This window comes from Yersinia sp. 22-579 (assembly GCF_030433455.1).
GTDB classification, from domain to species: domain Bacteria; phylum Pseudomonadota; class Gammaproteobacteria; order Enterobacterales; family Enterobacteriaceae; genus Yersinia; species Yersinia enterocolitica.
On the sequence record NZ_JAUJTZ010000004.1, the window covers coordinates 117,497 to 138,455 of the forward strand.

Genomic DNA, 20,959 nt, shown 5'->3' on the forward strand with positions numbered 1-20,959 from the left:
AGAGAAAACAAGCACTGGGGTAAGCTGCTGGGAAAACCCGGATAATATAACGATTCCCGATATCTAAGTTGCCCCTTGTGGGTAGATTATACCTTTATTGCTTATAAGTGATTGGTCACACCACGAGATTGATAATTGACTACATAATAAATAACACATAATAATTCTAAAGAAACAGTAGTACATGCCCTCAATGTTAGTTCCCAAAATAGGAATTTAATTACTAACCACAAACAAGACACGAATCAACTGTAACCCTCACCATCTAGACATTCATAGCCCCTTACCACCCCAGACCAAACGACCATAATAGGGCGTAACATCTTTGCGCCCTTTCCTACTGAGGAAAGACCAATGACCAAACTACTGACATTAGAAGAATGGGCGGAAGAAACCTACCGCAGTAAGCAACCAACACCCCAGACACTCCAACGCTGGGCGCGAGGCGGCAATATTTACCCTGCACCTGAAAAACATGGGCGCGAGTATCGTGTACAGCCAGGCGCGATTTATATTCAGCCTAAAAGTTATCGGCTGGCAAAAGAAATACTCAAAACGTCATCCAGCACAAGTTCGTCACTGATAGAGAGAATTAATCATGGCATCAAGGCCAAAACGATATGATGCCAACTTACCCAAAAATCTGACATATCGGCGATATTACAAATCTTATTACTGGCGAAATCCACTTACAGGAAAAGAGATCCCTCTGGGACAAATCGCCCGGAGGGATGCCATCTCTCAGGCCATTCAGGCTAACAACTATATTGAATCAAACTTTCAGCCAGTAGCCCTACTGGAACGATTGCAAGCCCCTGCCCCAACTCCTGCGGCTAAAGCCGAAGTTAATACCGTAGCGAGTTGGCTAAAGCGCTATTCAGAGATATTAAAGCGTCGTGAGCTGGCTGAGAACACTATGAAAATGAGAGTCCTGCAAATCGGATATATTAACCAGCAATTTGGAGATAGGCCGATCGAAACCGTTACCACCAAGCATATCGCTGATTTTATTAATACCTATGTCGATAATGGTAAAAGTTCGATGGCGGTAAATCTACGTTCTGTTTTGTCTGATGTTTTTCGCGAAGCAATAGCTGATGGTTTAATTAGCAGCAATCCAGTGGAAGCAACACGCACGCCATCACCAAAAGTTAAGCGGGAACGACTTGACTATGCCGCCTTTTGCAAAATTTATGAGGCTGCTGGCCAACAACGGAACTGGGTTCAACTCAGCCTAGCGTTGGCGCTGATTACCGGCCAACGCCGTGATGACGTGCGGCAACTAAAAAGAAGTGATGTACATAATGGCAAGCTTTGGATAGTCCAGAGTAAAACCAAGATGCAGATAGCGATATCGCTATCATTACGGCTGGAAATAATGAATACCACGGTTGGGGAAATTATAGAGAAGTGCCTGAATAATAGTAAAAGTGAATATCTCATCAGCTCATCCAATAAAAGTTCAGGTAGAAAACCGGGAGCTTTGAATGCAGACTCGCTTACCAAAGCATTTGTTAAAGCATTGAAGGCTACCGATCTGGTTTATGAAATATCCCCCCCCAGCTTTCACGAGATCCGCAGCCTGGCGTCGCGTCTTTATGAAGCGGAATACGGTAAGGAATTTGCACAGAAATTGCTTGGACACAAATCGATGAAAATGACGAATGTATACCTGGATTCACGTAAAAATGAGTGGGTTGAGATTTAGGCCGAGTATAGGATTTCGGGGAAATTTCGGGGGATTTCGGGAGAAACAGAAAAACACCATTAAAATCAACAACTTAAAAAGAGACCGAATACGATTCCTATATTCGGTCTAGGGAAATGGCTCTTGGGAGAGAGCCGTGCGCTAAAAGTTGGCATTAACGTAGGCTTGTTCAGCCATACTCTTTAAGAGTAGTCGAGGACATGTGTTTCGCCAACTTAGCAACAGAAGTAATTAATAACGGTTGCAAACTAATTTAAATGATACAAATTAGCCTACCAGTTAAGAAAGGTAATTATCTGTTAAATAGAAAATAAAGGCCGTAGCGATGCTCAAGTTGTCGTGCTTACTTTTCGCATAAAGTCATCGCACGCTGTTGGAAAGGTAGCAAACTCATCTTTTGACCAGGGTTCTCGCTATCATCTAATAATAAAATATCTAGCGGTTTCGCAAGGACATGGCCTGCTTTCATTTGTTCAGATGCAACATCATTAAGTGGATATTGCGCTAATGTGCTGGGATTTATCACAAACAAAGCTCCCCCTGAGCGGCATTCCAACATCACCTCTTCTCGGGTAAATGCCCATTGTTTGCCAAATTCAAACTTACTGACAGTCACTATTTTCCCAGCGGCAAAAGCATTCACGGATAACATCAGTAACGATAACGTCAGCACCAAACCTTTCATTTCAATCATCCTCAATTAACTGATTGTTTTGATTTTCTCGCATAAAGAGGAGGCGATGCAAGCTTAACGGCAATAACTATCAGGTATAATTTTTCACTATACCGGTGCCATCGTGGCAAAAATACTCACTAAAAGTAATACCGCAGCGCCAAGGACGATTTCAGCACAGCTGTTTACTACTAACCAATAGTGGGCTTTTACTGGCAATTTGCGCAGCATGGGAACAATCAGATAGCGGTTAATGATCGCGACAACAATCATAAACAGTACCAATATTGCCTTGCTGAGTAATAGCATCTGATAGACAGATGTCAGCGTTAAAGAGGCCTCACGTAATATAATAATGCTGTTAATCACACCGGTGGCCAATACCAACGCAACTGCCAAATGTCCCCAACTTGAAAACTGAATCAACGTCGTGATGGCTTCACGTTTCACATCATCCCGACGTGTATATGCAAGGCAAACAAGCAACGCGGGCAAGCATCCCAACCAGTAGCCCGCACTGAGCAGATGTATGATTTGGTTAGTCTGATGAACCCATCCCAGTACACCATCGTGCATTGCAGCGTGCCCGGTAAATGCCAAACTAGCCAGTAGCAAGGTTGAGCAAGCCACCATCAACTGATAGTAAAGACGGGTTGTGCCGAGTAATACTACCCACATACTCAATATGGATAAGCCGAGATGCCATTGCCATATCTCGCCAAAACGAGTCCCCAACACCGCCCACCATACACTCAGTCTGTAGGTATCAGACCAGCCATCGCCCATCATGCCAGCTTGAATGGCTAAAAGCCCGATAGCTGAGGCTAGCCCCAGAAAGGTGCTGAACATAAGGAGTGGCGATAAGCGGTTTTTGAGTATCGAAGAAAAACGGTCTGGTGCGAGTACGGCGGTGAAAATACTGATACCAAACATCAGCATCACCGCCAAAAAATGCAGAAAGCGACACAGAACGAATAGAGTCGCCAGTGACATATTATTTCACTGTGAAGCTGTATGTGCCTTTGGTTTTATGACCATCAACAGACACAACATGCCATGAAACATTATATTTACCTGCTTTCAATGCACTATCGATCGGCAAAATTAATTGCGTGTTGTTGGCTGGATCCAATTTGAGTTCGCCAGTTTTCACCACATCGTTATCTGGGCCTGTCACTTTCACGCCACTGAAATTCAACTCAATACCTTCAGAGAAGCCCAGTGTCACGGCCTCTGGCGCTGAGCCGATGGTGGCATCAGCAGCAGGAGATTCAATTTTCAGATGCGCGTGAGCCAATGCTTGCTGACTGGATAGTCCAACAAATAACACAATAAGTGCCGAAAGCATGCGGCAAGAAGAACGTACTTTGTGAATAAACATAATATCCCTTAGTCAATGGGGAGAAGAATCAATCTGCTACCAACCATATCCTATATTGGCAGCGCGAACCCCTATCACTTCCAGTCAATTGCACTACCTGTGAGGTAGGACACAAAATAAAACGCCAAATTATGAGTGGCGATTGAAATATAACCAATAACTGAGCAGCAATTAATCTCATCCTGCCCGTCACCTTTTATCATAAATGATAACGATTTGAATATAGCAAGACAAGAAACCATAGCTAAACAATATGTTATTAGCACAAAACAATAAAATTAAGAGGAAACAGCAGCGGTGAGGATGGCGTATATACAATAAAAAACCGCAGTTTCCGGTTCCACTAAGCAGTGGATAGAAACTGCGGCAAGTTCAAATCAAGCCCAAATATTAAGCCTGAACGTGGTTTTGCGCTGCCATTGTTTTTAAATCTTTATCGACGAAGAACAATGAATTGCCGCTATTACCCACCAATGCCAGTTTATCCAGGATAGATTTGAACAGTTTTTCTTCTTCATGCTGTTCAGCCACATACCATTGCAGGAAATTGAATGTGGAGTAATCGTGGGTAGTCATTGCAACATGGGCGAGTTCATTAATTTGAGTCGTAATGAGTTGCTCGTGTTCGTAGGTCAGTTTGAATACATCAGCCAGTGATGCAAAATCAACCGGCGGTGCACTGATAGTGCCTAATATCGGCATGGAGCCTGTCCCACTCAGGTATTCAAACAAACGCTGCATATGCTGCATCTCTTCTTGAGAATGCTCTTTTAAAAAAGCAGCAGCCCCTTCAAAGCCTTTATCACTACACCAGGCACTCATCTGCAAATAAAGATTGGCCGAGTAAAATTCCAGATTCAGCTGCTCATTAAGCTTCTGTGCCATTTCTGTTTTCAACATAATAATTCCCTAATTTTTATAATGCAGGTAAGCAACGGTTAACCTGGGGTATTATGCCAAGATAAAAACAAAATAAGAACACCCTATTCACATTAATATCTATAAATAACCTAACAACATGATTTATATCTTTTTTATAAAATATGCATTCATGAAGTTAATTATTATAAGAATCATTCACATTACCGCACAAATACTAAAAAGAATGATTCCTATTTGCGCTCAAATTAAATTAATAACATTACGAATGTTGCAGGTTAATATTATTTAAATACAAAGGGTTTTAAACTAGCATAATTGAACCACATTACCCACTTGCCAATGTCTACCCACTGCATTACCTTTTGCGCCATAACTGCCCACACAGCACGAAGGAGAAGACAATGGGATATAATCTGGCTGAGCTTTCTGACGAAGAAACAGCAAAAATGAATGTTGATCTGGCCGCCTCTGGTGTCGCATTTAAAGAGCGCTACAATATGCCAGTCATACCTGAAATGGTTGCACGAGAACAACCTGATGAGCTACGGGAGTACTTTTTGCAACGGCTGGCACACTACCGTAGTGAGTCCAATAAATTCTCTCGCTTGCCGTATGAGCCCAAAATGAAATCATAAGAAAAAGGCTCCCACATAGGGTCTGCGGGAGTTTGTCGGCAACAACGGCTAGAGTTTTCGAGCAAACTTGTCGGTTGCAAGAATCAGTTGATGCAGGATGCCCGGTTCGTCAAAGGAATGCCCTGCACCTTCAATAATATGCAATTCAGCTTCCGGCCATGCTTTTGCTAAATCCCATGCATTCTGTGGCTGACAAGCCATATCATATCGCCCATGAATAATTACCGCTGGGATATGGCGAATGCGCGTGACATTATCCAGCAATTGGTTATCGCTATCCAAAAAACCCAAGTGGGTAAAATAGTGATTTTCAATGCGGGCAAATGCCAAAGCAAAGTCATCTTCACCGAAGGACGCCGCGCTTTTGGCGGGCAATAGGGTGACAGTTTCGCCCTCCCATAGACTCCAAATTTTAGCCGCCTCTAATTGTATCGCCTTGTCAGGTGAGGTAAGTCGCTTGCGATAAGCTGCGGTGACATCACCCTGCTCTTCTGGCGATAATATAGATAACACTCGCTGCCATTTATCGGGAAAGAAACGAGAAGCTCCGTCCTGATAATACCAATCCAACTCTTTTTTACGCAGCGTGAATATCCCGCGTAAAACCATCTCACTGACTCGCTCTGGGTGTGTTTCGCCGTAAGCCAGTGCGAGAGTTGACCCCCACGACCCGCCGAATATCAACCATTTATCGACACCGGCCATTTTACGTAGCCGTTCAATATCATCGACTAAATGCCAGGTAGTGTTGTTATCCAGGCTGGCATGAGGTTTGGATCGCCCGCAACCACGTTGGTCAAACAGTAATACTTTGTATTTCTTTGGGTTGAAAAGTTGCCGATGATAAGGCGCGATCCCACCACCAGGGCCACCATGAATAAATACAGCGGGTTTACCCTGAGGATTACCGCAGAGTTCCCAGTAAATCTGGTGGCCATCTCCCGTGTCTAGTAAACCACTATCGTAAGGTTCATACGCTGGATAAAGCCCACGTAATTGTTCCATTATTTTTCCATGTTTGTTAAGACACTAAAGTTATCAAAGCCTATACGGCCCTCAGGGTCAACGATAAAACGTGACATTTACGCCAATCAGTCCATTAATTCCATCAACAGGTGATAAATACACCATAAGTTAATTGATTTTGGGGGGCTACGTCACAGCCATTAAGCAGTAATAAGGGCTGTGAGTGTTTAATAATTTGCTTATTAAACAATAGTCTAATTAGATATTCACTTTCTTCCCTTGCAACTCACCCTGATTAGGTGGTTAATAGGAGGGCGTACCAACCTAACCAAAGGTAAAGAGAGGCAAGCCATGAGTAAGGGAATGGACAGCAAAAAGAACGCGAAGAAAAAGCCACTAAAAACGCCAGCTGAGAAAAAAGCTGAGAAACGCGCTAAAAAGTCATCTTCTACTAGCGCAGAATAACGGGCTTTTCGTCTCGTCAGTCAACCCGCCACGCCAGGCGGGTTTTTTGTTGCTAAGATTTAAGGCATTGCGAGGGGAAAAAAAATGTATTTTCGTGTCATCGATACAGAGACTTGTGGCTTAGAGGGCGGTATTGTCGAAATCGCGTCCATCGATGTGATGGATGGGGCATTGAGCAACCCAATGAGTGACTTGGTTAGCCCAGACCGGCCAATCAGTCTCGATGCCATGGTCATTCACCATATCACGGAAGAAATGGTAGAAGGTAAGCCACGGATTGCTGTTGCTGTTAGAAAGTATCAAGGTAGCCCTTATTATGTCGCCCATAACGCCCCCTTTGACCGTGGTGTATTACCGGAGATGGGCGGTCAATGGATTTGCACGCTAAAGCTGGCCCGCATGCTCTATCCTGATATTAAGCACAGTAATCAATATCTGCGTTACGCTTTACGCCTGAATGTTTCAGTGCCGGATAATCTTTATCCGCATCGAGCTTTGTATGATTGCTATGTCACCGCAGCACTGTTGCAACGTATAATGCGAGACTCTGGGTGGAGCGCGGAGCAAATGGCGGAAATCACGCAGCAACCGCAGTTGCTATCAACATTTAAGTTTGGCAAATATCGGGGGAAAAGTATTGAACAGATAGCCCGACAAGATCCGGACTATCTGCGTTGGATGCTGGCCTCAATTACCGACCTTACGCCCGATATGCGTCATACCCTAACATATTATCTGGCCGAGTAAGCCGGTGTTAATCAAGCCAGAGAGAGAATGAAGGCATATTCCAAAGCAATATCTTCATAAGCTTTGAAACGACCAGATTTACCTCCATGACCCGAATCCATATCGGTATAGAGCAATAACTGATGATCATCAGTTTTCATTTCCCGCAGTTTCGCGACCCACTTTGCCGGTTCCCAATATTGAACCTGTGAGTCGTGCAACCCGGTAGTCACCAGCATGTGCGGGTAATCCTGGGCTTTAACCTGATCGTATGGGCTGTATTGCTTGATGTAATCGTAATAAACCTTATCGTTTGGATTGCCCCACTCATCATACTCGCCGGTCGTCAGGGGAATAGATTCATCCAGCATGGTGGTGACGACATCAACAAATGGCACTTGCGCCACAACACCTTTGTATAATTCAGGCGCCTGATTAATCACCGCCCCCACTAGCAAGCCACCCGCACTGCCGCCCATGGCGAAAACACGGCTCGCATCGCCATAACCCTCGGCAACTAATGTTTTGGTTACATCAATAAAATCATTGAATGTGTTCAATTTACTGAGCAACTTGCCATCTTCATACCATTGCTGCCCTAACTCACCACCACCGCGAATATGGGCCAAGGCGAAGACAAAACCACGGTCTAGCAGACTTAAACGACTGCCACTGAATGCAGGATCCATGCTGCTACCATAAGAGCCATAGCCATAGACCAACAGCGGATTACTCCCGCGGGCAAAGTGGTCGCGGTGATAAACCAATGAAACAGGCACTTTGACACCATCCGATGCAGTAACCCAAATCCGTTCACTGCGATACTTTTCTGGTGTGAAGTTTTTAACTTCCTGCTGCTTGAGCAACTGGCGAGCACCGGTATCCATATTAAGCTCATACATGGAGCTTGGCGTGGTCATAGAAGAATAACCATAGCGCAACAGTTCAGTTTCCGGCTCTGGGTTATACGCCAGCCAGGTCACATAGGTAGGGTCATCAAAAGTAATTGATTTTTCTTCGCGAGTAGCCCAGTGAATTTGCCGCAAATGCGTCAACCCTTCACTGCGCTCTTCTACCACCAGCCAGTCGCGGAATAGGCTGAACCCCTCCAACATAACCTCTGTTCTTGGCGCAATTAATGATAGCCACTGAGATTCATCAGCGAAATCAGCTGGTGCTTTCCCGGCTTCTGCGATTTTATACAGACCGAAGTTTTTGCCGTCTTTATTCGAACGAATGTAAAAATGCTGCTTATAGTGATCTAATCCGTATTCATGGTCTTTGCGGCGTGATGCGAACATTTGCGGCAACGGCTGGTGCTGATCGGCATCCAACAGTAAAATTTCAGAGGTTGTGGTGCTACTGAGATGGATGACAATAAAGCGCTCAGACGTGGTTTTTTCCAAACCGACATAGAATGTATCGTCAGTTTCCTGATAAATCAGTTGGTCTGATGCCGGATCTGTTCCCACCACATGGCGATAGACCTGATAAGGCAGTAGCGTTTTTTCATGTTTACGCACGTAATACAGTGTTTTCGAATCATTCGCCCACTCAAAGCTGCCCGAAGTATTGCTGATGACTTCCTCTTGCCAAATGTCGCTTTGTAAATGCTTTACTCGGATATCATATTGGCGACGCGATAAAAAGTCCTCAGCGACCGCCAGTAGTTGATTATCCGGACTAACATCCAGCCCCCCCAAAGTATAAAACTCGCTGTCCGCAGCGCGCTGGTTGCCATCCAGTAATGTTTCCCAACTGCTATCAGCCCAAACCGGCTGGCGCACGTAAATGGCATATTCATTACCTGGCTCAAAACGTGTTTGATAGCGGTAGCCATTACGGGTATAGGGAACGGACTCTTCTTGTGGCGGAATACGGGAAACCATTTCCTGATACAACGTTTCACGCAGCGGTTGCTGCGGCTTTAATACTGCCTCGGTGAATTCATTTTCAGCTTGCAAATAGTTCAGAACATCAGCGTCAGTGCGCTCATCATCACGTAGCCAATAATAATCATCTGTGCGGATATCACCGTGCATTGTCATCGGATAAGGGCGTTTATCTGCCTTTGGAGGTGTGGTCATTAGTTGAAGTATCCATCTGTGTTCGTTACCGCGAGAGTGACACGATTACATGGCGATGCCAAGCAGCGACATAGCCTTATTATTGAGTTGATGAGAGCTCATTCAAGGGTAAACAAAATGATAGACAGGTGCAGGATATGTTATTGCCAGCACCTGTTGGGAGTGATTATTAATTCCAGAGTTGCGGGGTCACGTTGGCAGGGTATAAGTTATAGTGCCTGCCTTACAGTCGAGTACTACCTGGTAGGTCTTATCCCCTTTCTTGCCCCGAGCGGTCAGTGGAACCTGCCAAATATCATCTTTGCCAGTAATGTCTACTGTGCTAATCCAAACGACCGGGCTATCCGTTCCTAACCCTTTTTTATCCGCTTCCCAACGCGTTATTCGGTTTTGTAGGAAATCCCGTTTAACTTGTGTCGCAACTTGTGATGGTGTTAACCCGGTACAAGCAGGGACTTTTGCTACCCGCGGTTCCTGAGCCTGTACATGACTGATGACACCAAGCAATCCGCTGGCCACTATCAAGGCGAGTCCTGTCTTTCTCATCATTCCTCCAGATATTATTATTTCTATCCTATGGCCGGAGCAATGACTGAAAGGGTGGTTACCGAGTGAATAGCGCTACGGAATCAAAGCATTAACACTATTTAATTACACCGAGTAAATTCAATCACGTAAAACTGCGCCAACCCCGGATAGATATCCTTAATCACTTTTTTCAGTTCATCCAACGACATATTTTCTTGCTCCGCATGGCGTTCTGTCAGGGCATCCAAAGTGATTGCCGTGACAGACTTGACCAAGATATTGCAGAAAAATACACCGTCTTCATTGCGACATACGCGCAGGACTTCCCCTGGGCGAAAATCGGATTCACTGCTATCCCGGATAGTGATCGTTTTACGATCAGCCAGAATATCCGCCTCAAACCGGCGAAAGAAGGTGATTTCACGATTCATTTTAGATCCCTTTTTCACTTTTTGCCGAAATCAGGCAGATTAAGCTGCTTGATTTTCTTCAGATTTGGATTTTTTATCTGTGGCGATTTTTTCAACTTTCGCTTTTGGCTGCCCCTCGGCGGAGGCCGCAGGATTGGCACCACGTAGAATTTGCCCTAATGCGTCTTTGTTCTCTGCCAGGAAGAAGCTCAAGGCCTCGCGTTGCTCTTCTTCGAGTGTTAAAGGCGATTGCGACAACCACTCAGACAAATTGTCAGCCAAATCCAGCATTTTATCGTAGGCATCGGCTTCTTTTTTGGTTGTGAAAGTCATTTTTTCCTCACCCTGTCTTACCACGACGAATTTTATTTCAACGGCCATTGATACGCGTCCTCTTCACTTACAGGTAACTGTACATAAACACAGTATAGTGTGATTTATTGGAGCGATGCAACCACCATCGCTCTCCACTATGATTATTTTAATAAACGAGCTTTACAGTTTTTACCTTTGATTTTGCCTTGCTGTAACTGCTGAAGCGCGCGTTTGGCACTGGCCTTGCGAATAGCAACATAAGCATGGACCGGGAACATATCGATTTTACCCACGTCCGCAGCGGTCAGACCGGCTTCACCGGTTAACGCACCCAAAATATCGCCAGGGCGAATTTTAGCTTTACGGCCACCATCAATGCATAACGTGACCATTTCAGGTTCCAGCATAGTGTTGGCACTGCGGCTCACCTGCTCGGCTGGCGTCCATTTCAATTTCATTTGCAGATAATCTTCAATGGCATGAGCACGCGTCATTTCTTGTGGCGTGCACAGACTCACGGCAAGGCCACTCATCCCTGCCCGACCAGTGCGGCCGATGCGGTGCACATGCACTTCCGGATCAAACGCCAGTTCGAAATTGACCACCAGTTCCAAGTCTTTGATATCCAGACCTCGAGCGGCAACGTCCGTGGCAACCAGTACCCGACAACTGCGGTTGGCAAAACGCACCAACACCTGATCACGGTCACGTTGTTCTAAATCGCCGTGTAATGCCAACACACTGATGCCACGGGACTCCAGGGCTTCGTAGACGCTCTGGCAATCTTTTTTGGTATTGCAAAACACCACGCAAGAGGCTGGCTGGTAGTGACTAAGCACCGAGATCAACAATGGCAAACGTTTTTCACGAGTAGTTTCGAAAAATACCTGCTCGATAGCCGGCGCTTCATCGCCATCATCAACTTCAACATTCACCGGTTGGCGCTGAACCCGCGCACTGATTTGTTCAATACCGGCTGGGTAAGTAGCAGAAAATAGCAACGTCTGGCGTTGTGGCGGGGTATAAGCAATCACATCATCAATGGCATCGGTAAAACCCATATCCAACATACGATCGGCTTCGTCCAGCACCAGAATTTTGAGGTCATCCAGTACCAGCGTTTTCTTGCGCAAATGCTCCTGAATACGCCCCGGCGTGCCGACGACGATATGCGGGGCATGCACCAGAGAATCCAACTGATGGCCCATCGGCTGGCCGCCACACAGGGTTAGGATTTTAATGTTCTGAGTAAAGCGTGCTAATCGGCGCAACTCTTTGCTGACCTGATCAGCTAATTCGCGGGTTGGACACAGCACCAAGGCCTGAGTCACAAACTCACCTACGGCAATTTTGTCCAGCAAACCAATGCCGAATGCCGCAGTTTTACCGCTGCCGGTTTTAGCTTTTGCCCGAACATCCTGCCCATTGAGGATGGCCGGTAATGCTGCGGCCTGTACCGGTGTCATCTCGGTATAGCCAAGTTCATTAAGATTGGACAACTGCTCAGCAGGCAGAGTCAGGGAAGAAAAGGAAGTTGTGCTCACGGCAGTAACTCTTATAACTGGATGGAATGGCAGCGATGGCCTGAAGGCGAGCGCAAGATTTTGCCGCGATAATAGCAGAAATAGGGCCATTGCCGGAACTATACTGCATCGATACCGGTAAAATGACGTGATTCTCTGCTTCACAGCCGATACGCAATCGTTTTCGTTGCCGTTTTACCCTATACTTATGCCCGTAAAATTCACCGCGCGATAAGTAACGGTGTAACTTTCCCACTGATGTAGGTACCTAACTATGCTGACTATTGGAACCGCTCTGCGTCCGAACGCCACCCGTGTCATGTTGCTTGGCTCCGGTGAGCTGGGCAAAGAAGTGGCTATTGAATGCCAGAGACTGGGGCTGGAAGTGATTGCGGTTGATCGCTATGCAGATGCACCCGCGATGCATGTTGCCCATCGTAGCCATGTGATTAACATGCTGGATGGCGCTGCGCTCAAGCAGTTGGTCGCGCAGGAAAAACCGCACTATATCGTGCCGGAAATTGAAGCTATCGCTACCGATATGCTGGTTGAGTTAGAAAACATGGGCCAGAAAGTTGTGCCCTGTGCCGAAGCGACTCGTTTGACTATGAACCGTGAAGGTATTCGCCGACTGGCCGCAGAAACACTGCAATTGCCGACCTCCAGCTACCGTTTTGCTGATACTGAGAGTGCATTTCGTCAGGCGGTCAGCGAGATTGGTTACCCATGCATTGTCAAACCGGTAATGAGCTCCTCAGGTAAGGGTCAGAGTTTGATTCGCAATGAGCAGCAACTTCAGCTCGCATGGGATTACGCACAACAAGGTGGCCGTGCGGGCGGCGGTAAAGTGATTGTCGAAGGGTTAGTACATTTTGATTTTGAAATCACTTTGCTGACCATCAGTGCTGTTGATGGCATCCACTTCTGTGCCCCAATTGGTCACCGCCAGGAAGATGGCGACTACCGTGAATCCTGGCAGCCGCAAGCGATGAGTGATGTCGCAGTGGCACGGGCAAAAGAGATTGCCTCACAGGTTGTCAAAGCGCTAGGTGGCTATGGGTTATTTGGCGTGGAATTGTTTGTCTGTGGTGATGAGGTTATTTTCAGCGAAGTTTCGCCGCGCCCACATGATACCGGCATGGTGACATTAATTTCGCAAAATATGTCTGAGTTTGCCTTGCATGTGCGGGCATTTCTGGGCTTGCCTATCGGCACTATTCGTCAGTATGGCGCGGCGGCATCGGCAGTTATTTTGCCTGAATTGACTAGCAACAATATTACTTATCATGGGTTAGAAACGGCATTGGTGGGTGATACCCAGATTCGTTTATTTGGTAAGCCTGATATTGCCGGTAAACGGCGGTTGGGAGTGGCACTGGCGGTAGCGGATGACACTGATACGGCGATTGAGGTAGCAAAGCGTGCCGCGAGTGCGGTCGTCGTGACAGGCAAGTAGTTATGACCGGTAAGTAGTTATGACAGGAAAGTCATCCGTCATATATGAATAACCCGCCATTTCGGCGGGTCAGACAGCTAACAAACCTCGATAACTCGATCTTGCAAGGTGAGGACAGGTAGAAGAGTAAAGCGTCCGCGCCAAGGACGGCGCGGCTCGAGCCCCCAGGGATGGGTTTACGGCGTCTTTACGATCTACCTGTTTTCACCGCTACGGGCACTTTGTTATTAACCTCACCCGCCATTTAAGTGAGTTTCAGAGAATAGAACAGCTAAACGCTGGGTTTACCCCTCGTACGGGTCTTCTATTTCGTCCGCATCCTGTTCATTATCGCGACGATAATCAGACTCATCATGTTCATCAAAATCTGTATCTTCAAAGATAGCCATAGCTTGTGGATCATTCTGGTGCCGCTCACGGATTTCTGCGGCGACCAAGGCAATCGCCTCGCCACTGCTCATCCCTTCCGACATGAATTGATGAATACGTTCGACAGCTTCTTGCTGTTCCTCATGAGAAAGTGAAGGCATACCCGCTAACATTGATTCATCTCCTACATATAATTGATTCAGTATACCTGTTTATTGTTGCCTGAGGTGAATTGAGTGCCGCCTATCAGCAGCCACAAACATAGGGTAATTTATGCTAATCTTCCCCACCGCGGATGGCGAAAGCGAAAATACCATTGCGCCCCCTAATATAGCTACCCGAAAGAAAAGAATAGTGACTCATGAGTGTGAAATCCCTGACCTTCAAAACCCTGCCTTATCAGCCTGATGCCCTGATTCAACAATTTGCCCCGCTGGCTCATCAAGCCTGGGCCATGTTGTTGCATTCCGGATTTGCTGAACATACCCATAACCGCTTTGATATTCTGGTCGCCGATCCGCGAGTTACCCTCACCACGCGGGGCGAGCAAACAGAGATAATCAGTGCGCAAGGCCAGGAATTCTCCGGTGAAGACCCTTTTTCTTTATTACAGCAACAGTTGGACCAATTTCTCCGCCCAATATCCCCCCACCCTGACCTGCCGTTTTTAGGCGGAGCAATAGGGCTATTTGGCTATGATTTAGGGCGGCGGGTTGAGGTATTACCGGTGCTGGCCGAGCAAGATATCACCTTGCCGGATATGGCTGTTGGCCTGTATGACTGGGCATTAATTGCTGATCATCATTTGCAAAAACTGACGTTGGTGTGTCACGGCGATGCAGAACAGCGCCTGCGTTGGTTACAGCAACAAAAATGTGCAGCAGCCACTCAACCATTTAAATTAACCAGCCAGTGGCAGGCCAACATGTCGCGAGAGCTATATGGCGAAAAATTCCGTCAAATTCAGGAATATCTGCACAGCGGCGACTGCTATCAAATTAATTTAACCCAGAGATTCAGCGCAGAATATCAAGGTGATGAATGGCAAGCTTTTCTGTCATTGAGCCGCAGTAATAGAGCGCCCTTTTCGGCTTTTATTCGCTTGCCACAAAACACCATTCTGAGTGTGTCACCAGAGCGCTTTTTATGGCTGGAAAATCACCGCATTCAAACTCGCCCTATCAAAGGCACCTTGCCGCGACTGGATGATCCTAAACAGGATAAGTTGCAAGCTGAGCGGTTAGCCAACTCCGAGAAAGATCGCGCTGAAAACCTGATGATAGTTGATTTGCTACGCAATGATATTGGCCGGGTCGCGCAAGCGGGAACCGTGCGCGTGCCTGAGTTATTTGTCGTCGAGCCTTTCCCAGCGGTACATCACCTGGTGAGTACCATTACCGCGACTCTGCCCACCGAATCATCAGCTACCGCATTATTACAGGCCTGCTTCCCCGGAGGGTCGATAACCGGTGCGCCGAAGATTAGGGCCATGGAAATCATTGAGCAACTGGAACCCCAACGCCGCAATGCCTATTGTGGCAGCATTGGCTATATTAGTTGCTGTGGCACCATGGACACCAACATCACCATCCGTACCCTGCTAACTGAAAACGGCAAGATATATTGCTCAGCTGGCGGTGGCATTGTGGCCGACAGTCAGGAACAGGCTGAATATCAGGAAACATTTGATAAAATTGCCCGAATACTGCCTTTACTGGAAGGTGATGAATAAGTGAGCGATTCTGTGAGTGACAAATTTGTGAGTCAATCAGGGCAAACTTTGTCTGAATTTATCAGCCGATTCCAGCTACAACAGCCGCAACCAGGAAGTTTTTCTGCCAATAGCCACCATGCCGCGGTATTAATTCCTATTGTTTGTCGGCCTGAACCTACCTTGCTGCTAACCCGGCGCTCAGACCATTTACGAAAACATGCCGGTCAGGTCGCCTTCCCCGGTGGCAAAGCTGATCCGCAAGACAGCTCGCTGATTGAAACGGCTTTGCGGGAGGCCGAGGAAGAAGTGGCTATTCCGGCATCCGCTGTACATGTATTAGGGCAACTGGCCCCACTCGACAGCTCCAGTGGTTTTCAGGTCACCCCGATTGTCGGCCTGATTCCTGACAATATTACCTTTCATGGTAATGAAGAAGAGGTCGCCGGGCTGTTTGAAATCCCGTTGTACGAAGCACTCAGACTGTCGCGCTACTATTGGCTGGATATTCATCGTGGGGGAATCAATCACCGGGTCTATCTCTCATGGTATGAAAGCCAGTTTATCTGGGGTTTGACGGCAGCCATCATTCGCCGTCTGGCGCAGCAGGTCAATATTTGACGCTAAAGGCACATGGTAAACAGGGAGAATGAGTGACCAGCTTCACAGCCTTAAGGCTAAAAAAGCTGAATTACAGCATAAAGCGATCTCTATCACCCCACTACATCGATTTTTACTCTATTTTCCCCGCACAACCATTTTAAAAAAACTGTAAATTGCTCTGTCAGCGTTATGAAATACCTGTAAAATATCTTTCATCACTATAAACCACTAAAAATGTAAGGTTAAAACCCGATAGTGATAATCATAAATTGATAGCGATATGTCATTGTTGCGGTATCAAATTAATACCGCCAACACCAGTTTGGCCAAATTAACAGGCTCGGTGATAGCAATACTCAATACGAAGTAACCTGCGGCTATGCACAGAGTTCTTATACTTAATATAAATATTCTTGGCACATTCATATGCGCCAAGAATAACAAAAAGCTTTGTTAAGGAGTTTTAGCGTGATTAGTGTTTTTGATATGTTCAAGATTGGCATCGGCCCATCCAGTTCTCACACTGTTGGACCAATGAAAGCCGGCAAAGAGTTTGCTGATTTGCTGGTAACTCAAGGGTTAATGCCATCAGTCACGCGGGTAGCCGTGGATGTTTACGGCTCACTGTCACTGACCGGGAAAGGTCACCACACCGATATCGCGATTATCATGGGGTTGGCTGGCAATATGCCAGATACCGTGGATATCGACAGCATCCCCGCTTTTATTCGTGATGTTGAATTACGCCAAAAACTGATGTTGGCCAATGGGTTGCATGAAGTGGACTTCCCCCGCGAAGGTGGGATGGTCTTCCGTAGTGATAACCTGCCACTGCATGAGAATGGTATGCAGATCCACGCCTTTGCCGGTGATGAGAAAGTACTTAGCAAAACCTATTATTCCATCGGTGGCGGTTTTATCGTGGATGAAGAGCATTTCGGCAAAGCTGCGGTGAATGCCGTTAGCGTCCCTTATCCTTTCCATTCAGCTGAAGAAATCCTGGCTAACTGCGAACAAACCGGCATGTCTATCTCCGGTATGGTGATGCAAAATGAGCTGGCGATGCACAGCAAAGAAGAGATTGAATCCTACTTCACCGCGATTTGGCAGACGATGCGTGCCTGTATTGATCGCGGTCTGAACACTGAAGGTGTCTTGCCCGGCCCACTGCGGGTACCACGTCGCGCCTCAGCATTGCGCCGTCTGTTGGTTTCCTCAGATAAACTGTCCAGCGATCCAATGAATGTTATTGACTGGGTCAATATGTTCGCACTGGCGGTTAACGAAGAGAACGCCGCAGGTGGTCGCGTGGTGACGGCACCGACGAACGGTGCTTGTGGCATCGTGCCAGCGGTTCTGGCTTATTACGACCACTTTATCGAGCCGGTTACCCCTGAAATCTTTATCCGCTACTTCCTGTCATCAGGGGCTGTCGGAATTCTGTATAAGATGAATGCTTCTATTTCTGGCGCTGAAGTGGGCTGTCAGGGTGAAGTGGGTGTGGCATGCTCAATGGCCGCCGCAGGTCTGGCTGAATTACTGGGTGCCAGCCCGGTTCAAGTCTGTATCGCTGCTGAAATTGGTATGGAGCACAATCTGGGCCTAACCTGTGACCCGGTTGCAGGCCAGGTGCAGGTGCCATGCATTGAACGTAATGCGATTGCCTCAGTAAAAGCGATTAACTCTGCCCGCATGGCAATGCGCCGCACCAGTGAGCCGCGTGTTTCACTCGATAAAGTTATCGAAACCATGTTTGAAACCGGCAAAGATATGAATGCTAAATACCGCGAAACATCTCGTGGTGGTCTGGCCATTAAAGTGCAATGTAATTAATTTATTGCATTGATAGTCATGTTCATCAAGGGGAGCCAGCGCTCCCCTTGATGCTAATTAAAAGATTAATAATAACTTCATGCCTAGCAACCCGCACAGGCAGGATTGCAACATACCTCACAACACCAATCATCATTTTCTTCTGAAGGCGATGGGGTCTGAGTATCGCACGCTTTTCTGTTTATCTCAGCGGCTATTGGTGTCGATAATGTATCATCAAGATGCATTGAAGCCGTCTCTTGGCCTAATGTACAAAATGAAAACAGCATTAATACCAGAGCCAAAATTATCTTTTTCATAGAACCTCCATCACTAGCTTGTAGAATGGTACAAAAAATATAAGCTGTGCGGTGTCCAAAAAGTTGAAAATAAATGCTGCCATTTCAAAACAGATCAAAGCCAATACTTGAAACTGTATTTTTAAGACCTGCAAAAAAATTCCGTTAAAATACCAAGGAAACCGCTTTGAGTATTGACTTGTTTAAGTTGATCTAAGCATAGACTATATTCACTCACTTCTCGTTATTATTTTAAATAATTATTTTTTGTTCTTCTTAGATAAAATTAATCCCATAACATTATGTTTTTTAATGATTTATTAATATTGTTGTTTTTTATTTAAAATGATTTAATTATTTACTGAATTATATCCAATGAATAAATAAAATAATTAGAATAAAAAAAGAAACCATTGTGAATATATGTATCAAATAATAAATAATGAAAACAAATATTATTGCATATGTGATTCCCTGCCTGATAATAAATGCAATAAGTCTTGCGACATACATGTATTATGAGTTTTATAATTTAAAAATGATTATTTTGGAGTGAAACTAAACGTATTCAAAAGCGCTGTAGCATCCATAAAAAATGCGGGTCACCCTAAGATGACCCGCACTAGCCGAACTCTATTTCATTGTCAGAGTGTTACTCTGCCAATTCGTTGCTCAGCTTGGTGATACGCACTAACTCAATACGGTAATCTGACACTTCAATAATCTCGAAGCGCAAGTTATGCAGTTCAATCACATCACCCGCGGTTGGCATATGGCCTGAGTGTGAAAGCAGCATACCCGCTAATGAAGCATAATCTGCCGTCGGGCTGACCAACTCCTGACAATCCAGCGCCTGCTCCAGAGAGTGCAAATCTGCCCCCCCTTTCACCAACCAACCATCACCATCGGCAATAATATCTGGCGTTTCATCTTCATCAGGGAACTCACCAGCGATAGCTTCCAGCACGTCCAGCGGTGTCACCAACCCTTGCACCACACCAAATTCGTCATTCACCACCACTAAGCGGCCTTTCGCTTTACGCAAGACACCCAATAGATTAATCACGTCCATGGTATCAGGCACGACTATTGGTGGTGTCGCCGCAGCAAACTCACAGATAGAATCTCCGCGTTCAATCGCCACTAACAGATCTTTGGCTCGAACCACACCGATTATCTGATCCAATGAGTCACGACAAACCGGGAATAAGCTGTGTGGCGTATCCAACAGTTGCTCACGGATCTCTGCTTGTGAACGATTACAATCTACCCAAGAGATTTCCGTGCGTGGCGTCATCACGCTGCGTAATGAACGGGATGCCAATGTCAGCACACCACTTATCATATAGCGCTCTTCTTCCGCAAAAGCCTCTGCTGGCATGACCAACTGCGGGTCACCGTTTTGTGGCTCCTGCTGCTGACGCCCCCCCATAAGGCGGATGATCGCTTCGGCTGTGCGCTGGCGGCGCGGCAAGCGAGACTCATGCTTAATAAAGTTACGGCGGGCAATCTGGTTAAACAGCTCTATCAGGATAGAGAATCCGATAGCGGCATACAGGTAGCCTTTCGGAATATGGAAACCAAAACCTTCAGCAATTAAGCTCAGGCCAATCATCAGCAAGAAGCTCAAACACAGCACCACCACAGTTGGGTGTGCGTTAACAAACCGCGTCAATGTTTTTGATGCCAACAGCATCACGCCCATAGCAATCACGACCGCGGTCATCATGATGGCCAAATCATTGACCATCCCCACGGCAGTAATCACAGCATCGAGGGAGAACACGGCATCCAATACCACTATCTGTGCAACAACGGCCCAGAAGCTGGCATAACCTTTGCTCGCACTGTCATCGTGCTGGTTTCCCTCCAGCCGTTCATGTAACTCGGTGGTGGCTTTAAACAGTAGGAACAGCCCCCCCACCAGCAAAATGAGATCTCGCCCGGAGAAGCTAAAGCTGCCGACACTAAACAGCGGTGTGGTCAGCGTGACCATCCAGGAGATCACCGACAGCAGCCCCAAACGCATAATCAATGCCAGAGACAAGCCGATAATACGAGCTTTATCTCTTTGTTTTGGCGGCAGTTTATCGGCCAGAATGGCGATAAATACCAGGTTATCGATACCCAGAACAATTTCCAGTACCACCAACGTCAATAACCCTGCCCAGATTGAGGGGTCCATTAGAAATTCCATGTCAGACTCCGATAATAAGAACACGATTCAGATGATGTGCGACCTGCAACAGACACAGCAAAACGCCGCGGTACGGTTGTCAGTATAGATACGCAGAAAGATCGGGTGAAATTATACGCAGCAACTGTGCGTGATTGGATAACCAGATGTAGACCCACTGGTGAGGTATTAACACTAGAGAAACAGTAACTTCGGTGACAGTCCATAGGGAGA

At 46.4% G+C, this 20,959-nt stretch carries 21 protein-coding genes; 8 read left to right on the forward strand and 13 right to left on the reverse strand.

The features are described from left to right. Positions 1–354 precede the first annotated feature (354 nt). Entirely contained in the window at positions 355–624 is a 270-nt protein-coding gene (locus QSV56_RS06385) for an excisionase (RefSeq protein ID WP_050130928.1), read from the forward strand. After that, entirely contained in the window at positions 599–1,708 is a 1,110-nt protein-coding gene (locus QSV56_RS06390) for a site-specific integrase (RefSeq protein WP_301211553.1), read from the forward strand. The genes QSV56_RS06385 and QSV56_RS06390 overlap by 26 nt, the downstream gene beginning before the upstream one ends. Before the next feature lie 343 nt (positions 1,709–2,051). On the opposite strand, the gene QSV56_RS06395 is transcribed toward QSV56_RS06390, so the two are convergent. The 4 genes from QSV56_RS06395 to ftnA all read right to left on the reverse strand — a co-directional run bounded on the left by QSV56_RS06395 (position 2,052) and on the right by ftnA (position 4,662). Continuing rightward, on the reverse strand, positions 2,052–2,393 hold the full coding sequence (locus QSV56_RS06395) for a YebY family protein (RefSeq protein WP_005170437.1): 342 nt from the start codon (positions 2,391–2,393) through the stop codon (positions 2,052–2,054). Between the two features lie 96 nt (positions 2,394–2,489). Then, entirely contained in the window at positions 2,490–3,374 is an 885-nt protein-coding gene (copD, locus tag QSV56_RS06400) for a copper homeostasis membrane protein CopD (RefSeq protein ID WP_301211557.1), read from the reverse strand. Position 3,375: 1 nt separating this feature from the next. Continuing rightward, on the reverse strand, positions 3,376–3,762 hold the full coding sequence (yobA, locus tag QSV56_RS06405; RefSeq protein ID WP_005170441.1) for a CopC domain-containing protein YobA: 387 nt from the start codon (positions 3,760–3,762) through the stop codon (positions 3,376–3,378). Between the two features lie 390 nt (positions 3,763–4,152). After that, positions 4,153–4,662, reverse strand: coding sequence for a non-heme ferritin (gene ftnA / locus QSV56_RS06410; protein WP_005170444.1), 510 nt, complete (start codon positions 4,660–4,662; stop codon positions 4,153–4,155). A gap of 383 nt (positions 4,663–5,045) precedes the next feature. Here ftnA and QSV56_RS06415 point away from each other — a divergent pair, with 383 nt between their 5' ends. Next, on the forward strand, positions 5,046–5,279 hold the full coding sequence (locus QSV56_RS06415; protein WP_004389928.1) for a DNA polymerase III subunit theta: 234 nt from the start codon (positions 5,046–5,048) through the stop codon (positions 5,277–5,279). A 48-nt stretch (positions 5,280–5,327) separates the two neighbouring features. Here QSV56_RS06415 and pip read toward each other — a convergent pair whose 3' ends face one another. Continuing rightward, a complete protein-coding gene (gene pip, locus QSV56_RS06420) occupies positions 5,328–6,284 on the reverse strand; it encodes a prolyl aminopeptidase (protein WP_301211562.1) in 957 nt (318 codons plus the stop codon). A 510-nt stretch (positions 6,285–6,794) separates the two neighbouring features. Here pip and exoX point away from each other — a divergent pair. After that, positions 6,795–7,457 (forward strand): exodeoxyribonuclease X, encoded by a 663-nt coding sequence (gene exoX, locus QSV56_RS06425; RefSeq protein WP_005170462.1) that lies wholly within the window; start codon positions 6,795–6,797, stop codon positions 7,455–7,457. Between the two features lie 11 nt (positions 7,458–7,468). On the opposite strand, the gene QSV56_RS06430 is transcribed toward exoX, so the two are convergent. The 5 genes from QSV56_RS06430 to dbpA form a co-directional block, all read right to left on the reverse strand. Next, positions 7,469–9,523 (reverse strand): prolyl oligopeptidase family serine peptidase, encoded by a 2,055-nt coding sequence (locus QSV56_RS06430; protein ID WP_050130937.1) that lies wholly within the window; start codon positions 9,521–9,523, stop codon positions 7,469–7,471. Positions 9,524–9,712: 189 nt separating this feature from the next. After that, complete coding sequence (yebF, locus tag QSV56_RS06435; RefSeq protein WP_005170472.1) at positions 9,713–10,069, reverse strand: protein YebF; 357 nt, start codon at positions 10,067–10,069, stop codon at positions 9,713–9,715. Positions 10,070–10,170: 101 nt separating this feature from the next. Further along, the gene (yqfB, locus tag QSV56_RS06440; protein ID WP_046050789.1) at positions 10,171–10,482 is read right to left on the reverse strand and encodes a N(4)-acetylcytidine aminohydrolase; all 312 of its coding nucleotides are present in this window, start codon (positions 10,480–10,482) and stop codon (positions 10,171–10,173) included. Positions 10,483–10,521: 39 nt separating this feature from the next. Then, positions 10,522–10,842: a YebG family protein gene (locus tag QSV56_RS06445; RefSeq protein ID WP_019083358.1), complete on the reverse strand. Its 321-nt coding sequence runs from the start codon at positions 10,840–10,842 to the stop codon at positions 10,522–10,524. 95 nt (positions 10,843–10,937) lie between these two features. Next, positions 10,938–12,320: an ATP-dependent RNA helicase DbpA gene (gene dbpA, locus QSV56_RS06450; RefSeq protein WP_005163615.1), complete on the reverse strand. Its 1,383-nt coding sequence runs from the start codon at positions 12,318–12,320 to the stop codon at positions 10,938–10,940. Between the two features lie 253 nt (positions 12,321–12,573). Between dbpA and purT the strand changes: the two genes are divergently transcribed. Beyond that, a complete protein-coding gene (purT, locus tag QSV56_RS06455; protein WP_046694903.1) occupies positions 12,574–13,755 on the forward strand; it encodes a formate-dependent phosphoribosylglycinamide formyltransferase in 1,182 nt (393 codons plus the stop codon). Between the two features lie 284 nt (positions 13,756–14,039). Here purT and QSV56_RS06460 read toward each other — a convergent pair whose 3' ends face one another. After that, the gene (locus QSV56_RS06460) at positions 14,040–14,297 is read right to left on the reverse strand and encodes a YoaH family protein (protein ID WP_005163637.1); all 258 of its coding nucleotides are present in this window, start codon (positions 14,295–14,297) and stop codon (positions 14,040–14,042) included. 188 nt (positions 14,298–14,485) lie between these two features. Here QSV56_RS06460 and pabB point away from each other — a divergent pair, with 188 nt between their 5' ends. From pabB to QSV56_RS06475, 3 genes are all read left to right on the forward strand, one after another. Next, a complete protein-coding gene (pabB, locus tag QSV56_RS06465; RefSeq protein ID WP_050162219.1) occupies positions 14,486–15,856 on the forward strand; it encodes an aminodeoxychorismate synthase component 1 in 1,371 nt (456 codons plus the stop codon). A 27-nt stretch (positions 15,857–15,883) separates the two neighbouring features. After that, a complete protein-coding gene (locus QSV56_RS06470) occupies positions 15,884–16,456 on the forward strand; it encodes a CoA pyrophosphatase (RefSeq protein WP_172672114.1) in 573 nt (190 codons plus the stop codon). 450 nt (positions 16,457–16,906) lie between these two features. Then, positions 16,907–18,271 carry an L-serine ammonia-lyase gene (locus QSV56_RS06475; protein ID WP_005170488.1) on the forward strand — a complete coding sequence of 455 codons (1,365 nt, stop codon included), beginning with the start codon at positions 16,907–16,909 and terminating at the stop codon, positions 18,269–18,271. A gap of 83 nt (positions 18,272–18,354) precedes the next feature. On the opposite strand, the gene ystB is transcribed toward QSV56_RS06475, so the two are convergent. Together ystB and QSV56_RS06485 are read right to left on the reverse strand one after the other, a co-directional pair. Beyond that, positions 18,355–18,570, reverse strand: coding sequence for an ST-I family heat-stable enterotoxin YstB (gene ystB / locus QSV56_RS06480; RefSeq protein WP_072091558.1), 216 nt, complete (start codon positions 18,568–18,570; stop codon positions 18,355–18,357). A 631-nt stretch (positions 18,571–19,201) separates the two neighbouring features. Next, entirely contained in the window at positions 19,202–20,746 is a 1,545-nt protein-coding gene (locus QSV56_RS06485; protein ID WP_019079718.1) for a TerC family protein, read from the reverse strand. Positions 20,747–20,959: the final 213 nt, after the last annotated feature.